We start from the raw sequence: 19,087 nt of genomic DNA on the forward strand, positions 1-19,087 counted from the left end.
CGCGGTCGGCTCAGCGGGTGCGGCGGCGGACCAGCAGCGCGATGCCGGCGAGCCCGGCGGTGATGACCACCACGACCCCGACGTTGAGCAGCAGCAGCCGCTGGAGTTCGCTCATCGCCGCGTCGATGTCCTGAGCCGGGTTCAGCGTCTCCTCCGGGAGGACCCGCTCGCCGCCGCCGATGCCGCCGCTGAGCGTGTCGAACTGCCGCTCCAGCGGCACGCCGACGGAACGCAGCGTCTCGGACATGTTCAGCCGGCCGAAGAACCAGCCGGCCCGGGTCTTGCTCAGGTCGGGCTGCTTGGCCGGCCGGTAGATCCGGGGCCCGCCCTTGGCGAGTGGGTAGAGGTCGTACGTCTTGATCGCCACCCCGCCGGTGAGCACCACGACTGTGTACTTCGGACCGAGGTCCTGCGCCTCCGGGCCGCGCTGCTGCCCGGTCTTGGCCAGCCAGCTCACCTGGTCCATGACCGCGTTCACCTCGGCGGGGTGGGTGTCGGCGCGCAGTTGCAGGGGCTGGTCCAGCCGGTCGCCGGTGATGTCCACCCCGGCCGGTGCCGGTGCGAGCTTGGGTCCGGGGCCCGCCGCCCGGGCCGCCGCCGGGCCGGTCAGGAGCAGTGCGCACGTGGTCGCGAGCACCGCGCCGGCCACGGCTGCCAGCAGTCGCGTCACCCTTCGGATCATCGCCGCCTCCTCGCCCCGTTCGATGGCTGGCTTCCGTTGCAGGTCACGCTGGATCGGCCGACGGTGGTGGCCGCCGGAAGAAGCACCGGTGCCCACCTCAAAGACTCCGCAGAACGCCGTTCGGTTGCAGCTGCTGGAAGAGTATTTGGAACTATTTGCGATCTGCGGCCGACTAATGTGAGCGGCTGTTGATCAGCGGCCGGATCGTACCCGGACGGAGGGGCTCATGGGGGGCAGGATCGCCCGTGCGGCGCGTACCTGGCTGGTCGTTCTCGGGGTGGCGCTGGGGGCGACGGTGTTGCCGGCCAGCCCCGCCGCCGCGCACAACTCGCTGACCGGCAGCGATCCGAAGGACGGGGCCACGGTGGCGACCGCGCCGAAGCGGATCGAACTCCGCTTCCTGGCCAGGCTGTCCCCCGGTACGACGAAGATCACGGTGACCGGGCCGGACGACGCCTCCGGCTCCGGTGGCGAACCGACCTTCTCCGGCAACCGGGTGAGCCTGCCGTTCACCCCGGGCCCGGCCGGCGTCTACACCGTCGCGTACCAGGTCGGCTCGACCGACGGGCACCCGATCAAGGGGAAGGTCAGCTTCACCCTGACCACCGGCGCGGCCCCCGCCACCCCCTCGGCCAGCGCGTCGCCGACCACCGCGGCGCCCCCGACCCCGGCCGCCGGGGCGACCCCGGCGGCGAGCGCCGACCCGGTCGCCTCGCGCTCGGACGAGGGTGGCGGCAGCGGCCTGTGGTGGGCGCTCGGGGCCGTGGTGGCGCTCGTCGCGCTGGGCGGCGGGCTGCTGCTGCGCCGGCGCTCCGCGAGCCGCTGAGCCCCGCCGTACGACGACGGGCCCGCCGGACGACCGGCGGGCCCGTCGCGATCCGACGTCAGACCAGGCGCACCCGAGCGGCGCGCAGCCGGGTCAGGGTGCGCTCGCGGCCGAGCACCTCGATGGACTCGAAGAGCGGCAGGCCGACGGTACGCCCGGTGACCGCCACCCGGACCGGCGCCTGCGCCTTGCCCAGCTTCAGGCCCCGCTCCGCGCCGACCGCCTCCAGCGTGGACTTCAGCGACTCGGCGTGCCACGACTCCAGCGCCTCGAACGCGGCGATCGCCGCGTCCAGCAGGTCGGCCGCGCCCTCCTTCATCGCCTTCGCCCAGGCCGCCTCGTCGATCAGCGGGTCGGCCAGGAAGAGGAAGTCGACGTTCGGCACGATCTCGCTGAGCACCGCGATCCGGGTCTGCGCCAGCGGCGCCACCGCGGCGAACGCGGCCGGGTCGAACTCCTCCGGCTGCCACGGGGGCGGGGCGATGGTGCCGGTGCCGGTCAGCCAGGGCTGGCATTCCGTGATGAAGTCCTCCACCGCGAGCGCCCGGATGTACTCGCCGTTGAACGCGCGCAGCTTCTTCTCGTCGAAGAACGCCGGCGACGGGTTCACCTCCGCCAGCCGGAACTCCTCCTCGATCACCGACCAGGGCACGATCTCCCGGTCGCCGGAGGGGGCCCAGCCGAGCAGCATCAGGTAGTTGCGCATCGCGTCGGCGAGGTAGCCCTCGTCCCGGTACGCCTCCAGGGCGACCTTGTCCCGCCGCTTGGACAGCTTCTGCCGCTTCTCGTTCACCACCACCGGCACGTGCGCCCAGACCGGCGGCTTGACCCCGAGCGCGTCCCAGAGCAGCTGCTGCTTCGGGGTGTTGGGCAGGTGCTCCTCGGCCCGGATCACGTGGGTGATCCCCATGGTCATGTCGTCGACCACGTTGGCGAGCAGGAACACCGGCGAACCGTCGCTGCGGGCGATGACGAAGTCCTCGATCAGCTTGTTCTCGAAGGTGGGCTCGCCGCGGATCAGGTCGACCACCACGGTCTCGCCCTCGTCCGGGGTACGGAAGCGCAGCGCCCGCCCCTCGCCGGGCCCGAGCCCCCGGTCCCGGCAGAAGCCGTCGTAACCGGCGTACTGGGAGCCGGTACGCGCCTGCACGTCCTCCCGGGTGCAGTCGCAGTAGTACGCCCGGCCGCTCTCGTACAGCCGCAGGGCCGCGGCGCGATGCTCGCCGGCGTACGACGACTGGAAGTAGGGGCCTTCGTAGCTGCCCCGCTCGATGCCGATCCAGTCGAGCGCCGACAGGATGCCCTCGGTCCACTCGGGCTTGTTGCGAGCGGCGTCGGTGTCCTCGATGCGGAGCACGAACACCCCGCCCTGCTGCTTGGCGTAGATCCAGTTCTGCAGGGCCGAGCGGGCGCCGCCGACGTGGAACATACCGGTCGGGGAAGGGGCGAAGCGTACACGTACCGTCACGCCCCCAAGCCTACGGCCGGCCGCGACCGAATACGGAAGGGCCCCTTCTCAACGCCGCCTCGTGCGGGTAGAGGGGCCCCTCCTGGCACCCCTCAGGGAACCGAGCGGATCTTGAGGACCAGGGCGCTGCCGAGCAGGGTGACCGCCGCGGTGACCGCGTACAGGGTGGGGTAGCCGCCCAGGTGGACCACGATCGGGGCGGACAGCGCCGGGCCGAGCACCTGGGGCGCGGAGTTGGCGATGTTGATCACCCCGAGGTCCTTGGCCCGGTCGGTGGCGGCCGGCAGCACCTGGGTGATCAGCGCCGCGTCGACTGCCAGGTAGACGCCGTAGCCGGCACCGAGCAGCAGTGCGGCGGCAACCGCCATGGGCCAGGTCGCCGCCACGGCGAGCAGCAGCGCCGCCACCGCCATGATCAGCCCGGAGACGATCACGAAGACCTTGCGCCGGCCGGACCGGTCGGACAGCCGCCCGGCCACCACGGCGGTCAGCATCATGCCGAGCGTGTAGAGCAGGATGAGCACCAGCAGCGCGCCCTCGGGATCGGCGACGCGCACCCCGTCGGTGAGGAAGTACAGCAGGTAGAGCGTGCCCAGCGCGTTGCCGGTCTGCACCAGGAACCGGGTGAACCAGGCCCAGGCGAAGTCCGGGTGCCGGCGCGGGCTGATCCACATCGAGGCGAGCAGCCCGCGTAACCGCAGCGCGGGCCGGTGCTCCCGGGGCAGCGGGTCGTCCTCGGTGAGCAGCGTGAACGGCAGCGACAGCAGCAGCACCGCGAGCGCGATGGCGGCGTACCCGGCGGCGTTGCCGGTGACCACGGCGGTGACCAGCACCGCCCCGAGCACCAGACCGAGCGCCTGCGGGATGCCCACCCAGCCGGAGACGCCGCCACGCTGGGCGACCGGCACCCGGTCCGGAATCGCGGCGGTGAGGCTGGCCAGCATCGCGTTGAAGCACACCTGCGCGGCGACCCAGCCGACGGCCACCCCGGCGATGCTGTCCTGCCGGGCCAGCAGCACCAGCGCCAGGGCGCCGAGGACCGCCCCGGACGCCGTCCAGATGTGCCGCCGACCGAAGTGCCGGTTCGCCACCCGGAGCACGGTCCGGTCGGACAGCGCCCCGGCGAGCGGGTTCGCGAGGACCGCGGCGAGCGCGCCGAGGCCGGTGACGACAGCCAGCATGGCCTCCTTGTCGCCCGGCGCGATGCGCTCCACCTGTTGCGGCAGCAGCACCTGGATCGGGGTGAAGAAGGCCATCCAGACGCCGAGGTTGGCCGCGAAGATCAGTGCGATCCAGCTCCGCCGGACCGGCACGGTCGGTTCGGCCAGCGCTGCCGGCAACGCGGCCGGCGTCGGGTCGACCGTGGTCACGGCCGCACGACCTGGTCGCGGAACCAGGCGTACGAGGATTTCGGGGTACGCCGCTGGGTGGCGTAGTCGACGTGCACCAGGCCGAACCGCTTGGTGAAGCCCTCGGCCCACTCCCAGTTGTCCAGCAGGGACCAGACGAAGTACCCGGTGACCTCGACCCCGGCGTCGATCGCCTCCCGCACTGCCCGCAGGTGCGCGTCCAGGTACGCGATCCGCTCCGGGTCGGCCACCCGGCCCTCGGCGTCCGGCACGTCGTCGTACGCGCAGCCGCTCTCGGTCACCTGGATCGGCGGCAGCCGGTCCCCGTAGGTGTCGCCCAGTTGGAGCAGCAGGTCGCGCAGCCCGTCCGGGGCCACCGGCCAGTCGAAGGCGGTCCGCGGGTAACCGTCCAGCGGCACGATCTCGAACGGCAGGGGGGAGCCCGGCTCGGCGGCCCGGATGCCGGTCGGGTTGTAGTAGTTCACCCCGAGCACGTCGATCGGGGCGCCGATCACCTTGAGGTCCCCGTCGCGGACGACCCCGGGGTCGAAGTCCAGCCCCGCCGGGTAGCCGAGGCCGAGCAGCGGGTCGGTGAAGAGCCGGTTGTGCAGCGCGTCGTACGCCGCCCCGGCGGCCCGGTCGGCGTCGGTGTCCCCGGCCAGCCGCACGGGGGAGTAGTTGTTCGCGATGGCGGCCGGGCCGCTGTTGCGGGCGCGCAGCGCGGAGGCCGCGAGGCCGTGCCCGAGGAGCTGGTGGTGGGCCACCGGGAAGGCGTCGAAGAGCAGCATCCGGCCGGGGGCGTGCACACCGGTGCCGTACCCGAGGCTCATGTGGATGAACGGCTCGTTGAGGGTGATCCAGAGCTTCACCCGGTCGCCGAGGCGGGCGGCGACCAGGTCGGCGTACTCGGCGAAGCGGTGGGCGGTGTCCCGGTTGAGCCAGCCGCCGGCGTCCTCCAAGGCCTGCGGCAGGTCCCAGTGGAACAGGGTGGCCACCGGGTCCACACCCTGGTCGAGCAGCGCGTCCACCAGCCGCTCATAGAAGTCCAGCCCGGCCGGGTTGACCGCGCCCGTGCCGGTGGGCCGCACCCGTGGCCAGGCGATGGAGAACCGGTACGCGGACACCCCGAGCCCGGCGAGCAGCGCCACATCCTCGGCGTACCGGTGGTAGTGGTCGCACGCCTCGTCGCCGGTGCTGCCGTCGGCGATCCAGCCGGGGGAGCGGGCGAAGGTGTCCCAGATGGACGCTCCCCGGCCGTCGGCGCCGGCCGCGCCCTCGATCTGGTACGCGGAGGTGGACACTCCCCATCGGAATCCGCTGGGGAATTCGGGCATCGGCGCGGTCGTCATTCGCCCCTCCGTAAACGCGAATCGTGTTCGGGACTTTAGGGCGCGGATTGATGATGCGCCATAGGCCGGGAAGCCTGGTGGCGTAAGGGTTTTCGGCGTGTCTTTTCCGAACCCGTCCGGGTAAGTCCGAATTTGCGCATACAGTGCGTAATATCGCGGATGTCCTTAGTGGGGGAAAGACGACATGATCCTCGTGGAACGCAGTGCGCACGTGATGGCGCCGGTGGAAGCGGTCTGGGACGTCGTACAGCGGGCCGAGCAACTGCCGGCCTGGCTGGCGGGGGTCCGCGCGGCCGAGGTCCTCTCGGGGGAGGGCTTCGGCCGGCGACAACTGGTCCAGGCCGGGCGCGGCGCGGCACACGAGGCCGAGGTGATCGCCTACCAGGAGCCGACCCTGATCGGGTGGCGCGAACGGGCCAGGGGCGCTGGCGCCCGGGCCGAGGCGCGCACCGAGATCTACGTGCAGCTGACCCCGGACGAGGAGGAGGGCGGGACGCTCGTGCGGCTCATCGTCGTACGGTGGCCCGCCGGGCCGGTCAAGGCCGCCCTGCTCCGCCTCGGCCTGCGCCGGGTCGGCGCCGACCTGGAGGACTCGCTGGCCCGGCTGACCGACCTGGCCGCCGTCGGCTGACCGAGCCGGTCCCGGCGTCGCCCGCGATGGTGATGGTCCGGCGTTCCCGCCAGGGACGCCGGACCATCGTCGACTCACCTCCCGGTCAGCGGGTCTGCTCGGACCCGCGCAGCGCGGCGATGGTCTCCCGCAGCCATGCCTTCTCGGCGCGGCTGATCGCGGCGGCCATGACCAGCATGCCGCGCCGGAATCGATCCTCCTGCTCGGCCGCGCGCTGCGGTCGGTCGCCGGCGTAGAAGAAGCTGGCCGGCTGGTCGAGAAACGCCAGCCGCCGTTCCAGCACCGCCGCCTGCGCCGCCGGATCGGCCAACTGCCCGAGGAACGCGAGCAGGCTGAAGAACCGGTTCTGGTCGGTGACATCCAGTTCCGCCGGTTCGCACAGCCGCCGCCGCAGCTCTGCCCGCCCCGCCTCGGTGAGCGAGAGGGTGTGCCGGGGCGCCGCCGCCGCTCCCGGCTCCCGCTGCCGGCTGACCAGGCTGGCGCGCGCCAACCGATTGATCGCCGGATAGAGGCTGCCGTCGCTCACCGGCCGGGCATACCCGGCGAGCCGCGAGATGCGGGTCTTCAGTTCGTACCCGTGCAGCGGCCCCTCGCCCAGGAACCCCAGGATCGCCAACTCCAGCACCCCCGCATTCTGCCTTGCCCGCCGCTCGCATGCCTCGATACGGTGTACCTCGAATCGAGGTATGAGGAGGAGCGCATGCGGGTCGAGGGATCCGGCGGGACGGGGCTGACCGTGGTCGACTTCGGCGGTGACGGACCCGGCATCCTGCTGCTGCACGGACTCACCGGCCGGGCCGCGAACTGGACCGCGACCGCCCGATGGCTGACCCGCCACGGCCGGGTGATCGGCTACGACGCCCGCGGGCACGGCCACAGCGACAAGCCCGACGGCCCATTCGACCGGGCGGCGTACGTGGGCGACGCGGTCGCGGTGATCGAGGCGCTCGACCTGGCGCCGGCCCTGGTGATTGGGCACTCGATGGGCGGCCTCACCGCCTGGCAGCTCGCCGCGGCCCGGCCGGACCTGGTCCGCGGGGTGGTGATCGCCGACATGAGCCCGGTGACCCCGCCCGACCTGGTGGCCCGGTGGCGGCGCTGGCTGGCCGACTGGCCGGTGCCGTTCCCGACCCTGGCCGACGTGCGCGACTACTTCGGCGCCGAGCGGCGTACGGAGGGGGAGTCCTTCGTGGAGGTGATGGCCGAGGGCCCGGCCGGGTGGCACCCACTGGCCCGGCCCGAGCACCTGCTCGCCTCCCTGTCGCACTGGGCGGACCGGGACCACCGGCCGGAACTCGCAGGGGTCGGCTGCCCCGCCCTCGTGGTGGCCGGCGCGGAGAGCGACCAGCCGGTCGAACGGCAGCGGGAGACGGCCGAACTGCTCCCCGACGGCCGCTTCGCGCTCGTGCCCGGCGCCGGCCACGTGCTGCACTACGACAACCCGGCCGGCTGGCGGGCCGCCGTCGAGCCGTTCGTGGCCGAACTGGTGGCGGCAGCCGCGCCGGCGTGAACCGAGCGCGCCGAAACCGGGTCGTCGGGGCGCTTCTGCCCGTGGCAGATGGGCGGGCCGCCGGCCCACCGTGACGCCTAGTCTGGCCCGATGAGCAGCGAACGGCTCCACCCCCGGCTGTACCGGCTCCTCCTCGGCGCCTTCCAGGCGTACCTCTGGCTCGACGACGACGGCGTCACGCTGGTCGACACCGGGCCGGCCGGGTCGGGGCCGGCGATCGAGGCTTCGCTACGCGACCTCGGCCTCGGCCGCGCCGACCTGCGCCGGGTGGTGCTCACCCACTTCCACGACGACCATGCCGGGGCGGCCGCCGAGGTCGCCGCCTGGGGCGACGTGGAGGTGGTGGCCCATGCCGCCGACGCGCCGGTGCTCCGCGGCGAGCGGCCCGGCCCGCCGCCCGCCTTCACCGAGGCCGAGCGGGACCTGCACGCCCGGGTCGCCGCCGGGCTGCCCCCGGCCCCGCCCGTGCGGGTCGACCGGGAGGTGACCGACCGGGACCTGCTCGACTTCGGCGGCGGCGCCGAGGTGGTGGGTACGCCCGGGCACACCGACGGCAGTGTGGCGCTACACCTGCCCCGGCACCGGCTGCTCTTCACCGGCGACGTGGCCGCCGAGTACGGCGGTGAGGTGATCTTCGGGGTCTTCCACGTCGACCGGGCCCGGGCCGCGGAGTCCTTCCGCCGCCTGGCGGCCCTCGACGTCGACCTGGCCTGCTTCGGTCACGGCGAGCCGGTCCTCGGCGGCGCCGGCGATCGCCTTCGAGCGGCGGCCGGCACGCTCGCCGAGGACTGACGCCCCGGTCCCGGCGCGTGCCCGCGCTGGCAAGATCGTGCTGTTTAGACGAGGTAGTGGCATCCCGGGTGCGGCTGAGGCCACTACATCCGGGATAGAGCGCGATCGCGAACGGCGGCCGGACGAGTCCCGGGAGAGGGACCCGACGAACGACGAAGGGCCCGGCGCACCCGCGCCGGGCCCTTCGTGCCGGATGGGTCAGCTGTCGCCGCCGGTCTCGCCGACCGGGGCGGCGTTGACGTCCTCCAGCGCGTACTTGCTGGCGGCCTCGGCCGGCACGTGGGCCGGCACCGCGCCGCGGAGGGCGAGCTGGCGCAGCGTCGCGACGGCCACCGACTCGGCGTCCACGTGGAAGTGGCGGCGCAGCGCGTGCCGGGTGTCCGACATGCCGAAGCCGTCGGTGCCGAGCGAGGTGTAGTCGCCGGGTACCCAGCGGGCGATCAGGTCCGGTACCGCGCGCATCCAGTCGCTGACCGCGACCTTGGGCCCCTCGGCGTCGGCCAGCTTCCGCTGGATGTACGGCACCCGCTGCTCCGCGCCCGGGTTGAGCAGGTTGTGCTCCTCGCACTCCACCGCGTCCCGGCGCAGCTCGGTCCAGGAGGTCACCGACCAGACGTCGGCGGCCACCCCCCAGTCCTCGGCGAGCAGCTGCTGCGCCTTGAGCGCCCACTGCATGCCCGTGCCGGAGGCGAGGATGTTCGCCTTCGGCGCGTCCCCGCCGACCTGCGGGGCGGGCGAGTAGCGGTAGATGCCCTTGAGGATGCCCTCGACGTCCACGCCCTGCGGCTCGGCCGGCTGGAAAATCGGCTCGTTGTAGACGGTGAGGTAGTAGAAGACGTTCTCCTGCGCCTCGCCGTACATCCGGTGCAGGCCGTTCTCCACGATGTGCGCGATCTCGTACGCGAACGCCGGGTCGTAGGCGACGACCGCCGGGTTGGTGGCGGCGATCAGCAGCGAGTGGCCGTCCTCGTGCTGGAGGCCCTCACCGTTGAGCGTGGTCCGGCCGGCGGTCGCGCCGAGCAGGAAGCCCCGCGCCATCTGGTCGGCCGCGGCCCACAGCCCGTCGGCGGTCCGCTGGAACCCGAACATCGAGTAGAACATGTACATCGGGATCATCGGCTCGCCGTGGGTGGCGTACGAGGTGCCGGCCGCGGTGAACGAGGCGACCGAGCCGGCCTCGTTGATCCCCTCGTGCAGGATCTGGCCGCCGGTGGCCTCCTTGTAGGACAGGAACAGCTCCCGGTCCACCGAGGTGTAGCGCTGGCCATGCGGCGAGTAGATCTTCGCGGTCGGGAAGAGCGAGTCCATGCCGAAGGTGCGGGCCTCGTCCGGGATGATCGGCACCCAGCGCTTGCCGAACTCCTTGTCCTTCATCACGTCCTTGAGCAGGCGGACGAAGGCCATGGTGGTGGCGACCTTCTGCTTGCCCGAGCCGCGCTTGACGTCGGAGAAGCGCTCGCTGCCCGGGATCTGCAGGACCTTGCCGGCGGTCCGGCGGGTCGGCAGGTAGCCGCCGAGCTGCTTCCGCCGCTCGTGCAGGTACTCGATCTCCTCGGACTTCGCACCCGGGTGGTAGTACGGCGGGAGGTAGGGGTTCTCCTCCAGCTGCTTGTCCGGGATGTCCAGGTAGAGCCGGTCGCGGAAGAGCTTCAGGTCCTCCAGCGTCAGCTTCTTCATCTGGTGGGTGGCGTTGCGGGCCTCGAAGTGCGAGCCCAGCGTCCAGCCCTTGATGGTCTTGGCCAGGATCACCGTCGGCTGGCCGGTGTGCTCCATCGCCGCCTTGTAGGCCGCGTAGAGCTTGCGGTAGTCGTGGCCACCCCGCTTGAGGTTCCAGATCTCGTCGTCGCTGAGGTGCTCGACCATCTTGCGGGTCCGCGGGTCGCGGCCGAAGAAGTGCTCCCGCACGTACGCCCCGGACTCCGCCTTGTAGGTCTGGTAGTCGCCGTCGGGCGTGGTGTTCATGAGGTTGACCAGGGCGCCGTCGGTGTCCGCCGCGAGCAGCGGGTCCCACTCCCGGCCCCAGACCACCTTGATCACGTTCCAGCCGGCGCCCCGGAAGAACGCCTCCAGCTCCTGCATGACCTTGCCGTTGCCGCGGACCGGGCCGTCCAGCCGCTGCAGGTTGCAGTTGATCACGAAGGTGAGGTTGTCCAGCTCCTCGCGGGCGGCCACGCCGATCGCGCCGAGCGACTCCACCTCGTCCATCTCTCCGTCGCCGAGGAACGCCCAGACGTGCTGCTGGGAGGTGTCCTTGATGCCGCGGTGGTGCAGGTAGCGGTTGAATCGGGCCTGGTAGACCGCGTTGATCGGGCCGAGACCCATCGAGACGGTGGGGAACTCCCAGAAGTCCGGCATCAGCCGCGGGTGCGGGTACGACGGCAGCCCACCGCCCGGGTGCGACAGCTCCTGGCGGAAGCCGTCGAGCTGGTCCTCGCTGAGCCGGCCCTCCATGAAGGCCCGCGCGTACATGCCGGGGGAGGCGTGGCCCTGGTAGAAGATCTGGTCGCCGCCGCCCGGGTGGTCCTTGCCCCGGAAGAAGTGGTTGAAGCCCACCTCGTAGAGCGACGCGGAGCTGGCGAAGGTGGAGATGTGGCCGCCCACGCCGATCTCCGGGCGCTGGGCCCGGTGCACCAGCATGGCGGCGTTCCACCGGATGTACGCCCGGATCCGCCGCTCGATGTGCTCGTCACCCGGGAACCACGGCTCGCGCTCCGGCGGGATGGTGTTGATGTAATCGGTGGTGGTCAGGGACGGCACCCCGACCTGGCGCTCGCGGGCCCGCTCCAGCAGGCGCAGCATGACGTAGCGGGCGCGCTTTGTCCCGCGCTCGTCGATGACACCGTCGAGTGACTCGACCCATTCGCTGGTCTCTTCAGGGTCGATGTCCGGAAGCTGGCTCGGCAGACCAGCGGTGATCACCGGGCGCTTGCGTTCCGTAGCCACAGGCGTTCCCTCGGTTCTGTGTGGGATAGGTCTCTAGCGCCATCCTGCCCCCTCGTGGCGCATGTCGTCACGTCTCCCTCCCCCAGACGCGACGCTGAACACAGGTACCCGCCAGTAACTTGGCGCTACCGGCGCCTGCGCTAGTGCTGCGCGGTTCGCGGCGCGCTCCGGGCGGCTGCGGCAGAATGCGCCGTATGCGGAGTGAGGAGATCAGCGTCCAGACCGGGTCCCGGCCGACCGTCCGGGATATCACCGCCGAGGCCGAGCGATTCGTCTCTGGCCAGGGGGACGGGCTGCTGCACGTCTTCGTGCCGCACGCCACCGCCGGGCTGGCCCTCATCGAGACCGGCTCCGGCTCCGACGACGACCTGCTGCGCGCGCTGGACGACCTGCTTCCCACCGACGACCGCTGGCGGCACCGGCACGGCTCGCCCGGGCACGGCCGGGACCACGTGCTGCCGGCCTTCGTCCCCCCGTACGCGACCCTGCCGGTGCTCGGCGGGCGGCTGGCGCTCGGCACCTGGCAGTCCCTCTGCCTGGTCGACACCAACGGCGACAACCCCACCCGCAAGGTCCGCTTCTCCTTCCTCCCCGGCTGACCCGGACCCCCGCGCCAGCGCGGGGCCCGCTTTCACGGAAAGAGTGGCCATCCGGCGCGGACTGGCCACTCTTTCCGTGAATCCGGGTGCTCGGGAGGGAATCCGGGTCAGGCGGCGGTGGCCGCCAGCTGGGTGACGCGGATCTTGGTGGCCAGGGCGTCGAGCAGGGTGCGGAGCAGGGTCTCCGTGGTCTCGTCCTTGACCGTGCCGTCCTGGGCGAGCTTCTCGTGGGCGTTGGTCACGATGATCTCCGGCTTGGTGACCACGGCGGAGTCGGTCCAGAGGAAGAGTTGGCGGAGCTGGAGCTGGGCCCGGACGGTGCCCATCCCGGTCGGGGCGGCCCCGACGATGGCGATCGGCTTGTGGGCGAGCGGGGAGACCCACGAGGTGATCGGGAAGCTCGGCCGGGAGGCCCAGTCGAGGGCGTTCTTGAGTACGCCGGGCACCCCGTAGTTGTACTCCGGAGTGGCGATGAGCAGGGCGTCCGCGGCGGCGATCCGCTCCCGCAGGTCCACCACGGCGGCCGGCGGGGCCGGCTCGACGTCCTCGTTGAACGGCGGGATGGCGCCGAGGTCGCGGTATCGCTCGATGGTCATGCCCGCGGGCGCGAGCCGCTGCGCCGCCCGGATGAGGGCGGTGTTGAACGACGCCTCGCGCAGGCTGCCGGCAAGGGCCAGGACAGAGAATTCGGACATGTTGCGCCTCCAGTGACGGAACTCGACACGACTTGCGTGAGCCGGTCAATAGTTGAGCACCTCCACTATTGGTTCGCAAGTACGATGTGAGGTATGGCGCAACCCTTCGTCTCCACCGCCGGCCCGGCCGCGGGCGACCGCTCCGGCCTGGCCGGGGACACCGTGCGCCGAATCCTGCACATCGCCGCGGCGATGCGGCACTACCAGGACGAGGAGATCGCCGCGCTGGGGCTCACCCCGGCCGCCGCCCGGGCCCTGCACGAGCTCGACCCCGACCGTCCGCTGCCCGGCCGCGACCTGGCCGAGCAGTTGGGCTGCGACCGCTCCAACGTCACCGCCCTGGTCGACAAGCTGGAGCAGGCCGGGCTGGTGGAGCGCCGGGTCGACCCGGCCGACCGGCGGCAGAAGACGCTGGTGGTCACCGAGGCGGGCCGACGCGTCCGGGACCGGGTGCGCCAGGTGATGTCGGACTCCCGACTCCTCGGCGGGCTCAGCACCGCAGAGCTGGCCACCCTGCGCGAGCTGGTCTGGAAGGTCTCCGACGGCGGCTGCCCGGAGCAGTGCGGCGAGGTCTGATCCCAGCCAGGCGGAACGTGTCCGGCTGGGCGACCTGGCCCTCCGTCGGTAATGCTGTCCGACGTGACCACCCCGCAAGATCTCGACGACCGCTTCCGGGCGGCCCTGGCCGCGCTCGACGCGCCCGCCCGGCGGCGTGACCTGGGCGAACCGCTGCCCGACGGCGCGTCGCTGACCGGAGCGCAGGTGCTGGCCCTCTTCGACGCCCAGGTGACCAGCCGCCTGCTGGACCTCGCCGGACGGTGGCTGCGCAGCTTCGGCGAGGGGTACTACACCATCGGCTCGGCGGGCCACGAGGGCAACGCCGCCGTGGCCGCCGCCCTGCGGCCGACCGATCCCGCCCTGCTGCACTACCGGTCCGGGGCCTTCTACTGCCTGCGCGCCGCCCAGGCGGCAGGCGGCTTCCCTGATGGGCCCGCCGGCGCCGAGGCGGCCGGCGACGACGATCCCGAGGATGCGGAGCCCGGCGCGCAGGCCCCCGCGGCGGCACGGATACCCGAACCCCGGCGCGCGGCCGACACGTCCGACGCCGGGACGGGGGACGGGGACTCCGCCGAGGACGCCACGGAGATCGGGACGTCTGCCCCGTCGACCGCGCTCCCGACCGGTGGCCCGGAGACCTCGCCCGACGCCGTACCCGACGCGGTCGGGCCCGAGCCGGCCGCCGGCGTACCCACCGGGCCCGGCGAGCACCCGGAGGCCACCGGTCGCCCGGCACCCGCCCAGGCCGGGGTGGTCGTGGCCGCCGGCCGGCCGGCGCTGCCCGCGCCGGATCCCGACGACGCGTACGCGGTGGCGGCGCGGGACGTGCTGCGCGGGATGGTCGCCTCGGCGCAGGAGCCGATCGCCGGGGGCCGGCACAAGGTGTTCGGCCGGGCGGATCTCGCGGTCATCCCGACCACCTCGACCATCGCGTCCCACCTGCCCCGGGCGGTCGGCATGGGGCTCGCCCTGGAGCGGCTGCGTCGGGTCGGCGGCCGGCGGGTGCCCGGGTCGCCGGCCGAGGCCGGCGGGGACACCGCCACCGGTTCGCCGTGGCCGCCGGACGCCATCGTGGTCTGCTCGTTCGGCGACGCCTCGGTCAACCACGCCACCGCCACGGCCGCGTTCAACACCGCCGGCTGGTACGACCACACCGGGCTGCGCATCCCGGTCCTCTTCGTGTGCGAGGACAACGGGCTCGGCATCAGCGTCCGCTCCCCGCAGGGCTGGGTGGCCGCCACCCTGCGGGCCAAGCCGGGGATCCGCTACTTCGTCGCCGACGGCACCGATCCGGTCGAGGCGTACCGGGTGGCGGGGGAGGCGGCCGCCTGGGTGCGCCGGCACCGGCGGCCGGCCGTGCTGCACCTGAGCACCGTACGGCTGATGGGGCATGCCGGGGCCGACGCGGAGACCGCGTACCGGAGCCCGGCCGAGATCGCCGCGGACGTGGCGCGGGACCCCCTGCTGGCCACCGCCCGGCTGCTGGTGGCAGCGGGCTACGCCACCGGCGAGGAGCTGCTAGCCCGGTACGACGAGCGCGGCTGGCAGATCCGCCGGCTCGCCGAGGAGGTACTCGACGAGCCGAAGCTGGCGTCGCCGGTCGAGGTGGTGGCGGAGCTGGCCCCCCGCCGGCCGGTACGGATCTCGCGCGCGGTGGCCGAGGCGGCGGACCGGGCGGCCGGGCCTCGCGCGGGCGCCCGGGCCGAGGCGTTCGGCGGCAGGTTGCCGGAGCTGGCCGGGCCGCTCACCCTGGCGCAGAGCATCAACGCGGCGCTCACCGACGGGATGCTGGACCACCCCGGGATGGCCGTCTTCGGCGAGGACGTCGCCGCCAAGGGCGGGGTGTACGGGGTGACGAAGGGGCTGCGGGACCGGTTCGGCCCGGCCCGGGTCTTCGACACGCTGCTCGACGAGACCTCGATCCTCGGGCTCGGGCTGGGCGCCGGCGTGGCCGGGATGCTGCCGGTGCCGGAGATCCAGTACCTGGCGTACCTGCACAACGCCGAGGACCAGCTGCGGGGCGAGGCGGCCACCATGCGCTTCTTCTCCCGCGGGGCGTTCCGCAATCCGATGGTGGTGCGGGTGGCCGGGCTGGCGTACCAGGAGGGGTTCGGCGGCCACTTCCACAACGACAACTCGGTGGCCGTGCTCCGGGACGTGCCGGGGCTGGTGATCGCGGTGCCGGCGCGGCCGGATGACGCCGCGCCCATGCTCCGGACCTGCCTGGCCGCGGCGGCGGTGGACGGCAGCGTCTGCGTCTTCCTGGAGCCGATCGCGCTCTACCACACCCGCGACCTGTACGCCGACGGCGACGGTGAATGGCTGGCCGAGTACGCCACGCCGGGCGCCTGGGCCGGCGGACACGTGCCGATCGGCCGGGCCCGGGTGTACGGGGTCGGCTCCGCCGAGGACGTCACGATCATCACCTTTGGCAACGGCGTACGGATGTCGCTGCGCGCGGCGGCCGCCCTCGCCGACGAGGGGATCGGCACCCGGGTGGTGGACCTGCGGTGGCTCGCTCCGCTGCCGGTGGCGGACATCATCCGGGAGGCGTCGGCCACGGGCCGGGTGCTGGTGGTCGACGAGACCCGCCGGTCCGGCGGGGTGGGCGAGGGCGTGCTCGCCGCCCTGGTGGACGGCGGATACGTCGGGGCGGCACGAAGAGTCGCCGGACTTGACTCGTTTGTACCATTAGGTCCGGCAGCACGTCAGGTTCTGGTCTCCGAGGAAGCCATTACCGAGGGTGCCCGTACGCTGCTGGCACGGTAAATTCCGTTCCACCCGGTGCGCCACTTGCGCGGCGAGCCACAACTGTGTGGACTGGGCGGAACGGCGTCGGACGACGGCGCGAGCAGGGATGAGATGAGGAGGCACGCGACAGTGAGCGCGACCGCTGGTCAGGCCGCCGACGGGGTACGCAGCCTGGCGGACCGGTTCGGGATCGAGCCGGGGATGGTCGTCATGGAGATGGGCTACGACGATGACGTCGACCAGGATCTCCGGGACGCCCTGACCGACCGCTGTGGGGATCTGGTCGACGAAGACACCGACGAGGTGGTCGACTCGGTTCTCGTCTGGTACCGCGACGGCGACGGTGACCTCTTCGAGCTCCTCGTCGACGCCCTCGGACCGCTGGCCGACAACGGCGTGGTCTGGCTCCTGACGCCCAAGGCCGGCCGGGACGGTCACGTCGAGCCGAGCGAGGTGGCCGAGAGCGCGCAGACCGCCGGCCTCCAGCAGACCTCCACGATCAACGCGGGGCGGGACTGGAGCGGCGCCCGTCTCGTGCTCCGGCGCGGGTCGAAGAGCAAGAAGTAGCCAACCGTACGCACCCGGCGGCCGGCGCCGCCGGGTGTGGCAGGCTGATCATCTCCAGACTCGACCCAAGGAGCTCGCATGCCCATCGAGGTTGGCGCCGAGGCGCCGGACTTCGTGCTCAAGGACCAGAACAACCAGGAGGTCCGGCTCTCCGACTTCCGCGGCAAGCGCACCGTGCTGCTGGTCTTCTACCCGCTCGCCTTCACCGGCATCTGCCAGGGCGAGCTGTGCGAGGTGCGGGACAACCTCGACGAGTACGTCAACGACGACGTGCAGGTGCTGACCGTCAGCGTCGACTCCGTCTACAGCCACAAGATCTGGGCCGACCGGGAGGGCTACCAGTTCCCGATGCTGGCCGACTTCTGGCCGCACGGCGCGGTGGCCCAGGCGTACGGCGTCTTCAACGACGTCGCGGGCATCGCCAACCGGGGCACGTTCGTGATCGACAAGGCCGGCGTGGTCCGGTTCGCCGAGATGAACATGCCCGGGGAGGCCCGCGACCAGCAGGGCTGGCGCAAGGCGCTGGCCGACGCCGTCGCCGCCTGATCCCACCCCAGATACGCCGTTCGACCGGGTCGGAGCCCGGCAGGTAAGCTTTGCCGAACTCCGGCCCGGCGTACGGGCGTTCGGGGCGCGTAGCTCAGTGGGAGAGCACTCGCCTTACAAGCGAGGGGTCGCAGGTTCGAAACCTGCCGCGCCCACCACGTACCACCAGCGGAGACGCTGGCCCGAAGATCAGGTCCTCGGACGATGACAGCAGCGGTGACAGCGTGACCTGTGGCTTGCTCGCGAGGTCCGGTGGCAGTCACGGCGGCAGCGGGGTGGCCGGCTGACATCAGTTCGGAGTGGGTCAGGGGACGAACCGCACCTCTGGGAAGGCCGGGTTCGGGCCATTGAGCAGGCGCTGCCGCCGGTGGCGTAGGTGCAGGTCGAAGAACGCGAGCGGGTACGCCTGCTGGATCCGTACCGCCCGGGCCGGGTCGAGGGTGCCGACCCAGCTGGCGAGGTCCTCGTCGCTCATCCCGATGATCGTCGCCAGTAGCGCGCGCGGTGCGGGACCAGCCACTGGTGGTCGCAGTACGCCCCGTGGAGCGCGCCGTCGGCGTGCACGTTGAGCCGCCATCCGTGCAGGTGCGACCAGAACTGGGCGACGCGGTGGCGAGCGCGGCGGTGAGCAGGTGTCGGCGGGTCAGTGCGGTGGTCATCGGTCCTCCGTGGTGTCGGTGGTCTCGAGCCGCGCGATGAGCAGTTTCAGTCGTTCGATCTCTTCGGCGAGCGCGGTGCTGCCGGCGGCGGTGAGCGTGATCCAGGTGCGGCCACGCTTGCCCTCGTAGCCCTTCTCGATCTCGATCAGGCCGGCCGTCTCCAGCACGCCGAGGTGTTTGGAGAGGTTGCCGGCGGTCAGTTGCAACTGGGCGCGCAGGTAGCCGAACTCGACCCGGCGTGCCTCGTGCGCGATGGTGAGGATGCCGAGGCGGACCCGCTGGTGCACCACGTCGTCCAGCCCGGTGACCGGGTGGGCGGACGGCTCGTGCGGGTCCGGGGCCCCGGCCTCGGCGGTCACCGGCGCCGCCAGCGGGCCAGCGCGAAGCCGACCGCGCCCAGCAGCAGCACGGTGCCGTTGATGATCTGCTGCGGCAGGAAAGCCCCCAGGATCCCCCGGTATCCCCAGGAGGGATGCCAGCCGAAGTTGATCGGCACCAGGACCACCGCCAGGTACCCGACGGTGAACAGGAGCAGCGCGACGTTGCGCTCCAGCCGGGCCAGCACCAGCAGCGCGACCCCGATCGTGCCCCACGGTGCGACCAGACGGTCCAGCAACATCACCCAGTACGGGAACGGGTGGGTCGGCGCCGGATGGCTGGCGAAGTACACGCGCACCAGCACCCACGCGACGATGAACAGGAAGACGGTCAGGGCGGCGCCGGTGATCGCGTACGGCAGCACCCGGACGCCCACCCCCCTCGCCCGGGCGACCCGCACGGCGTACACGGCGATCGCCGTGTACGCCAGCAGCAGCGCCGGCGGCCAGTAGAACATCGCGCCCCGACCCGTGATGTGGCACGAGGAGCCGCCGTTGGCGTCCTTGATCCACGCGCTCGCGGAGCCGCAGTCGACGTTGAGGGAATACCAGTCGAAGGGGATCGCCGCGAACGTCACCACGGCCAGCACCAGCAGCGCGACCCAGGTCACCCGCTGGTCACGACGCACCTGGTGGGCGAGGGCGCGTACGTCCGACAGCAGCCGGCGGGGATCGCCGCCGGCGGGTACCGAATCAGTGGTCATGCCAATAGGTTTCCATAGCCAACCAATTGGCGCTAGTACAAACGTCGAGGGGAGGGAATCTCCTGGGTCTTGTTCCCCGGA

Annotated in this window: 18 protein-coding genes, 1 tRNA gene and 2 pseudogenes; 11 read left to right on the top strand and 10 right to left on the bottom strand. The window is 72.4% G+C overall.

Features of this window, described 5'->3' with window-relative positions; genetic code table 11:
- Positions 1-10: 10 nt before the first annotated feature.
- Complete coding sequence (locus tag FXF52_RS06885; RefSeq protein ID WP_148794542.1) at positions 11-682, bottom strand: hypothetical protein; 672 nt, start codon at positions 680-682, stop codon at positions 11-13.
- 226 nt (positions 683-908) lie between these two features.
- Between FXF52_RS06885 and FXF52_RS06890 the strand changes: the two genes are divergently transcribed.
- A complete protein-coding gene (locus FXF52_RS06890; protein ID WP_148794544.1) occupies positions 909-1,508 on the top strand; it encodes a copper resistance CopC family protein in 600 nt (199 codons plus the stop codon).
- A 58-nt stretch (positions 1,509-1,566) separates the two neighbouring features.
- Here FXF52_RS06890 and gltX read toward each other — a convergent pair whose 3' ends face one another.
- The 3 genes from gltX to FXF52_RS06905 form a co-directional block, all read right to left on the bottom strand.
- The gene (gene gltX / locus FXF52_RS06895) at positions 1,567-2,976 is read right to left on the bottom strand and encodes a glutamate--tRNA ligase (protein WP_148794546.1); all 1,410 of its coding nucleotides are present in this window, start codon (positions 2,974-2,976) and stop codon (positions 1,567-1,569) included.
- A 92-nt stretch (positions 2,977-3,068) separates the two neighbouring features.
- Positions 3,069-4,346, bottom strand: coding sequence for an MFS transporter (locus FXF52_RS06900; RefSeq protein ID WP_148794548.1), 1,278 nt, complete (start codon positions 4,344-4,346; stop codon positions 3,069-3,071).
- A complete protein-coding gene (locus FXF52_RS06905; RefSeq protein WP_148794550.1) occupies positions 4,343-5,674 on the bottom strand; it encodes a GH1 family beta-glucosidase in 1,332 nt (443 codons plus the stop codon). The genes FXF52_RS06900 and FXF52_RS06905 overlap by 4 nt, the downstream gene beginning before the upstream one ends.
- 184 nt (positions 5,675-5,858) lie before the next feature.
- Here FXF52_RS06905 and FXF52_RS06910 point away from each other — a divergent pair, with 184 nt between their 5' ends.
- A complete protein-coding gene (locus FXF52_RS06910) occupies positions 5,859-6,305 on the top strand; it encodes an SRPBCC family protein (RefSeq protein WP_148794552.1) in 447 nt (148 codons plus the stop codon).
- 85 nt (positions 6,306-6,390) lie between these two features.
- Here FXF52_RS06910 and FXF52_RS06915 read toward each other — a convergent pair whose 3' ends face one another.
- On the bottom strand, positions 6,391-6,930 hold the full coding sequence (locus FXF52_RS06915) for a PadR family transcriptional regulator (protein WP_148794554.1): 540 nt from the start codon (positions 6,928-6,930) through the stop codon (positions 6,391-6,393).
- Positions 6,931-7,005: 75 nt separating this feature from the next.
- Here FXF52_RS06915 and FXF52_RS06920 point away from each other — a divergent pair, with 75 nt between their 5' ends.
- Both FXF52_RS06920 and FXF52_RS06925 read left to right on the top strand, forming a co-directional pair.
- Entirely contained in the window at positions 7,006-7,815 is an 810-nt protein-coding gene (locus FXF52_RS06920; protein ID WP_148794556.1) for an alpha/beta fold hydrolase, read from the top strand.
- A 90-nt stretch (positions 7,816-7,905) separates the two neighbouring features.
- Entirely contained in the window at positions 7,906-8,607 is a 702-nt protein-coding gene (locus FXF52_RS06925) for an MBL fold metallo-hydrolase (RefSeq protein ID WP_148794558.1), read from the top strand.
- Between the two features lie 198 nt (positions 8,608-8,805).
- Here the strand turns inward: FXF52_RS06925 and aceE are convergent, their stop codons facing one another.
- Complete coding sequence (gene aceE, locus FXF52_RS06930) at positions 8,806-11,550, bottom strand: pyruvate dehydrogenase (acetyl-transferring), homodimeric type (RefSeq protein ID WP_148794560.1); 2,745 nt, start codon at positions 11,548-11,550, stop codon at positions 8,806-8,808.
- Positions 11,551-11,744: 194 nt separating this feature from the next.
- Between aceE and FXF52_RS06935 the strand changes: the two genes are divergently transcribed.
- A complete protein-coding gene (locus FXF52_RS06935; RefSeq protein WP_148794562.1) occupies positions 11,745-12,149 on the top strand; it encodes a YjbQ family protein in 405 nt (134 codons plus the stop codon).
- 107 nt (positions 12,150-12,256) lie between these two features.
- Here FXF52_RS06935 and FXF52_RS06940 read toward each other — a convergent pair whose 3' ends face one another.
- Positions 12,257-12,844, bottom strand: a complete 588-nt coding sequence (locus FXF52_RS06940) for an NADPH-dependent FMN reductase (protein ID WP_148794564.1) — start codon at positions 12,842-12,844, stop codon at positions 12,257-12,259.
- A 93-nt stretch (positions 12,845-12,937) separates the two neighbouring features.
- Between FXF52_RS06940 and FXF52_RS06945 the strand changes: the two genes are divergently transcribed.
- The 6 genes and pseudogenes from FXF52_RS06945 (at position 12,938) to FXF52_RS06965 (ending at position 17,424) form a co-directional block, all read left to right on the top strand.
- Positions 12,938-13,420 (top strand): MarR family winged helix-turn-helix transcriptional regulator, encoded by a 483-nt coding sequence (locus tag FXF52_RS06945; RefSeq protein WP_148794566.1) that lies wholly within the window; start codon positions 12,938-12,940, stop codon positions 13,418-13,420.
- 51 nt (positions 13,421-13,471) lie between these two features.
- Positions 13,472-13,966 (top strand): annotated as a pseudogene (locus FXF52_RS43995) (transketolase); the annotation flags it as partial.
- 240 nt (positions 13,967-14,206) lie between these two features.
- Positions 14,207-16,171 (top strand): annotated as a pseudogene (locus FXF52_RS06950) (thiamine pyrophosphate-dependent enzyme); the annotation flags it as partial.
- Positions 16,172-16,282: 111 nt separating this feature from the next.
- Positions 16,283-16,720, top strand: coding sequence for a DUF3052 domain-containing protein (locus FXF52_RS06955; RefSeq protein WP_148794571.1), 438 nt, complete (start codon positions 16,283-16,285; stop codon positions 16,718-16,720).
- A 78-nt stretch (positions 16,721-16,798) separates the two neighbouring features.
- The gene (locus FXF52_RS06960; RefSeq protein ID WP_148794573.1) at positions 16,799-17,266 is read left to right on the top strand and encodes a peroxiredoxin; all 468 of its coding nucleotides are present in this window, start codon (positions 16,799-16,801) and stop codon (positions 17,264-17,266) included.
- Positions 17,267-17,349: 83 nt separating this feature from the next.
- Positions 17,350-17,424 (top strand) — tRNA-Val (locus FXF52_RS06965).
- A 146-nt stretch (positions 17,425-17,570) separates the two neighbouring features.
- On the opposite strand, the gene FXF52_RS41515 is transcribed toward FXF52_RS06965, so the two are convergent.
- The 3 genes from FXF52_RS41515 to FXF52_RS06980 form a co-directional block, all read right to left on the bottom strand.
- Positions 17,571-17,741, bottom strand: a complete 171-nt coding sequence (locus tag FXF52_RS41515) for a hypothetical protein (RefSeq protein ID WP_187413360.1) — start codon at positions 17,739-17,741, stop codon at positions 17,571-17,573.
- 180 nt (positions 17,742-17,921) lie between these two features.
- The gene (locus FXF52_RS06975; RefSeq protein ID WP_148794574.1) at positions 17,922-18,284 is read right to left on the bottom strand and encodes a transcriptional regulator; all 363 of its coding nucleotides are present in this window, start codon (positions 18,282-18,284) and stop codon (positions 17,922-17,924) included.
- Positions 18,281-19,006 (bottom strand): hypothetical protein, encoded by a 726-nt coding sequence (locus tag FXF52_RS06980; RefSeq protein WP_148794576.1) that lies wholly within the window; start codon positions 19,004-19,006, stop codon positions 18,281-18,283. The genes FXF52_RS06975 and FXF52_RS06980 overlap by 4 nt, the downstream gene beginning before the upstream one ends.
- Positions 19,007-19,087 lie beyond the last annotated feature (81 nt).

Origin of the sequence: Micromonospora sp. MP36 (genome assembly GCF_008119785.1) — a bacterium.
Taxonomy (GTDB): Bacteria; Actinomycetota; Actinomycetes; order Mycobacteriales; family Micromonosporaceae; genus Micromonospora.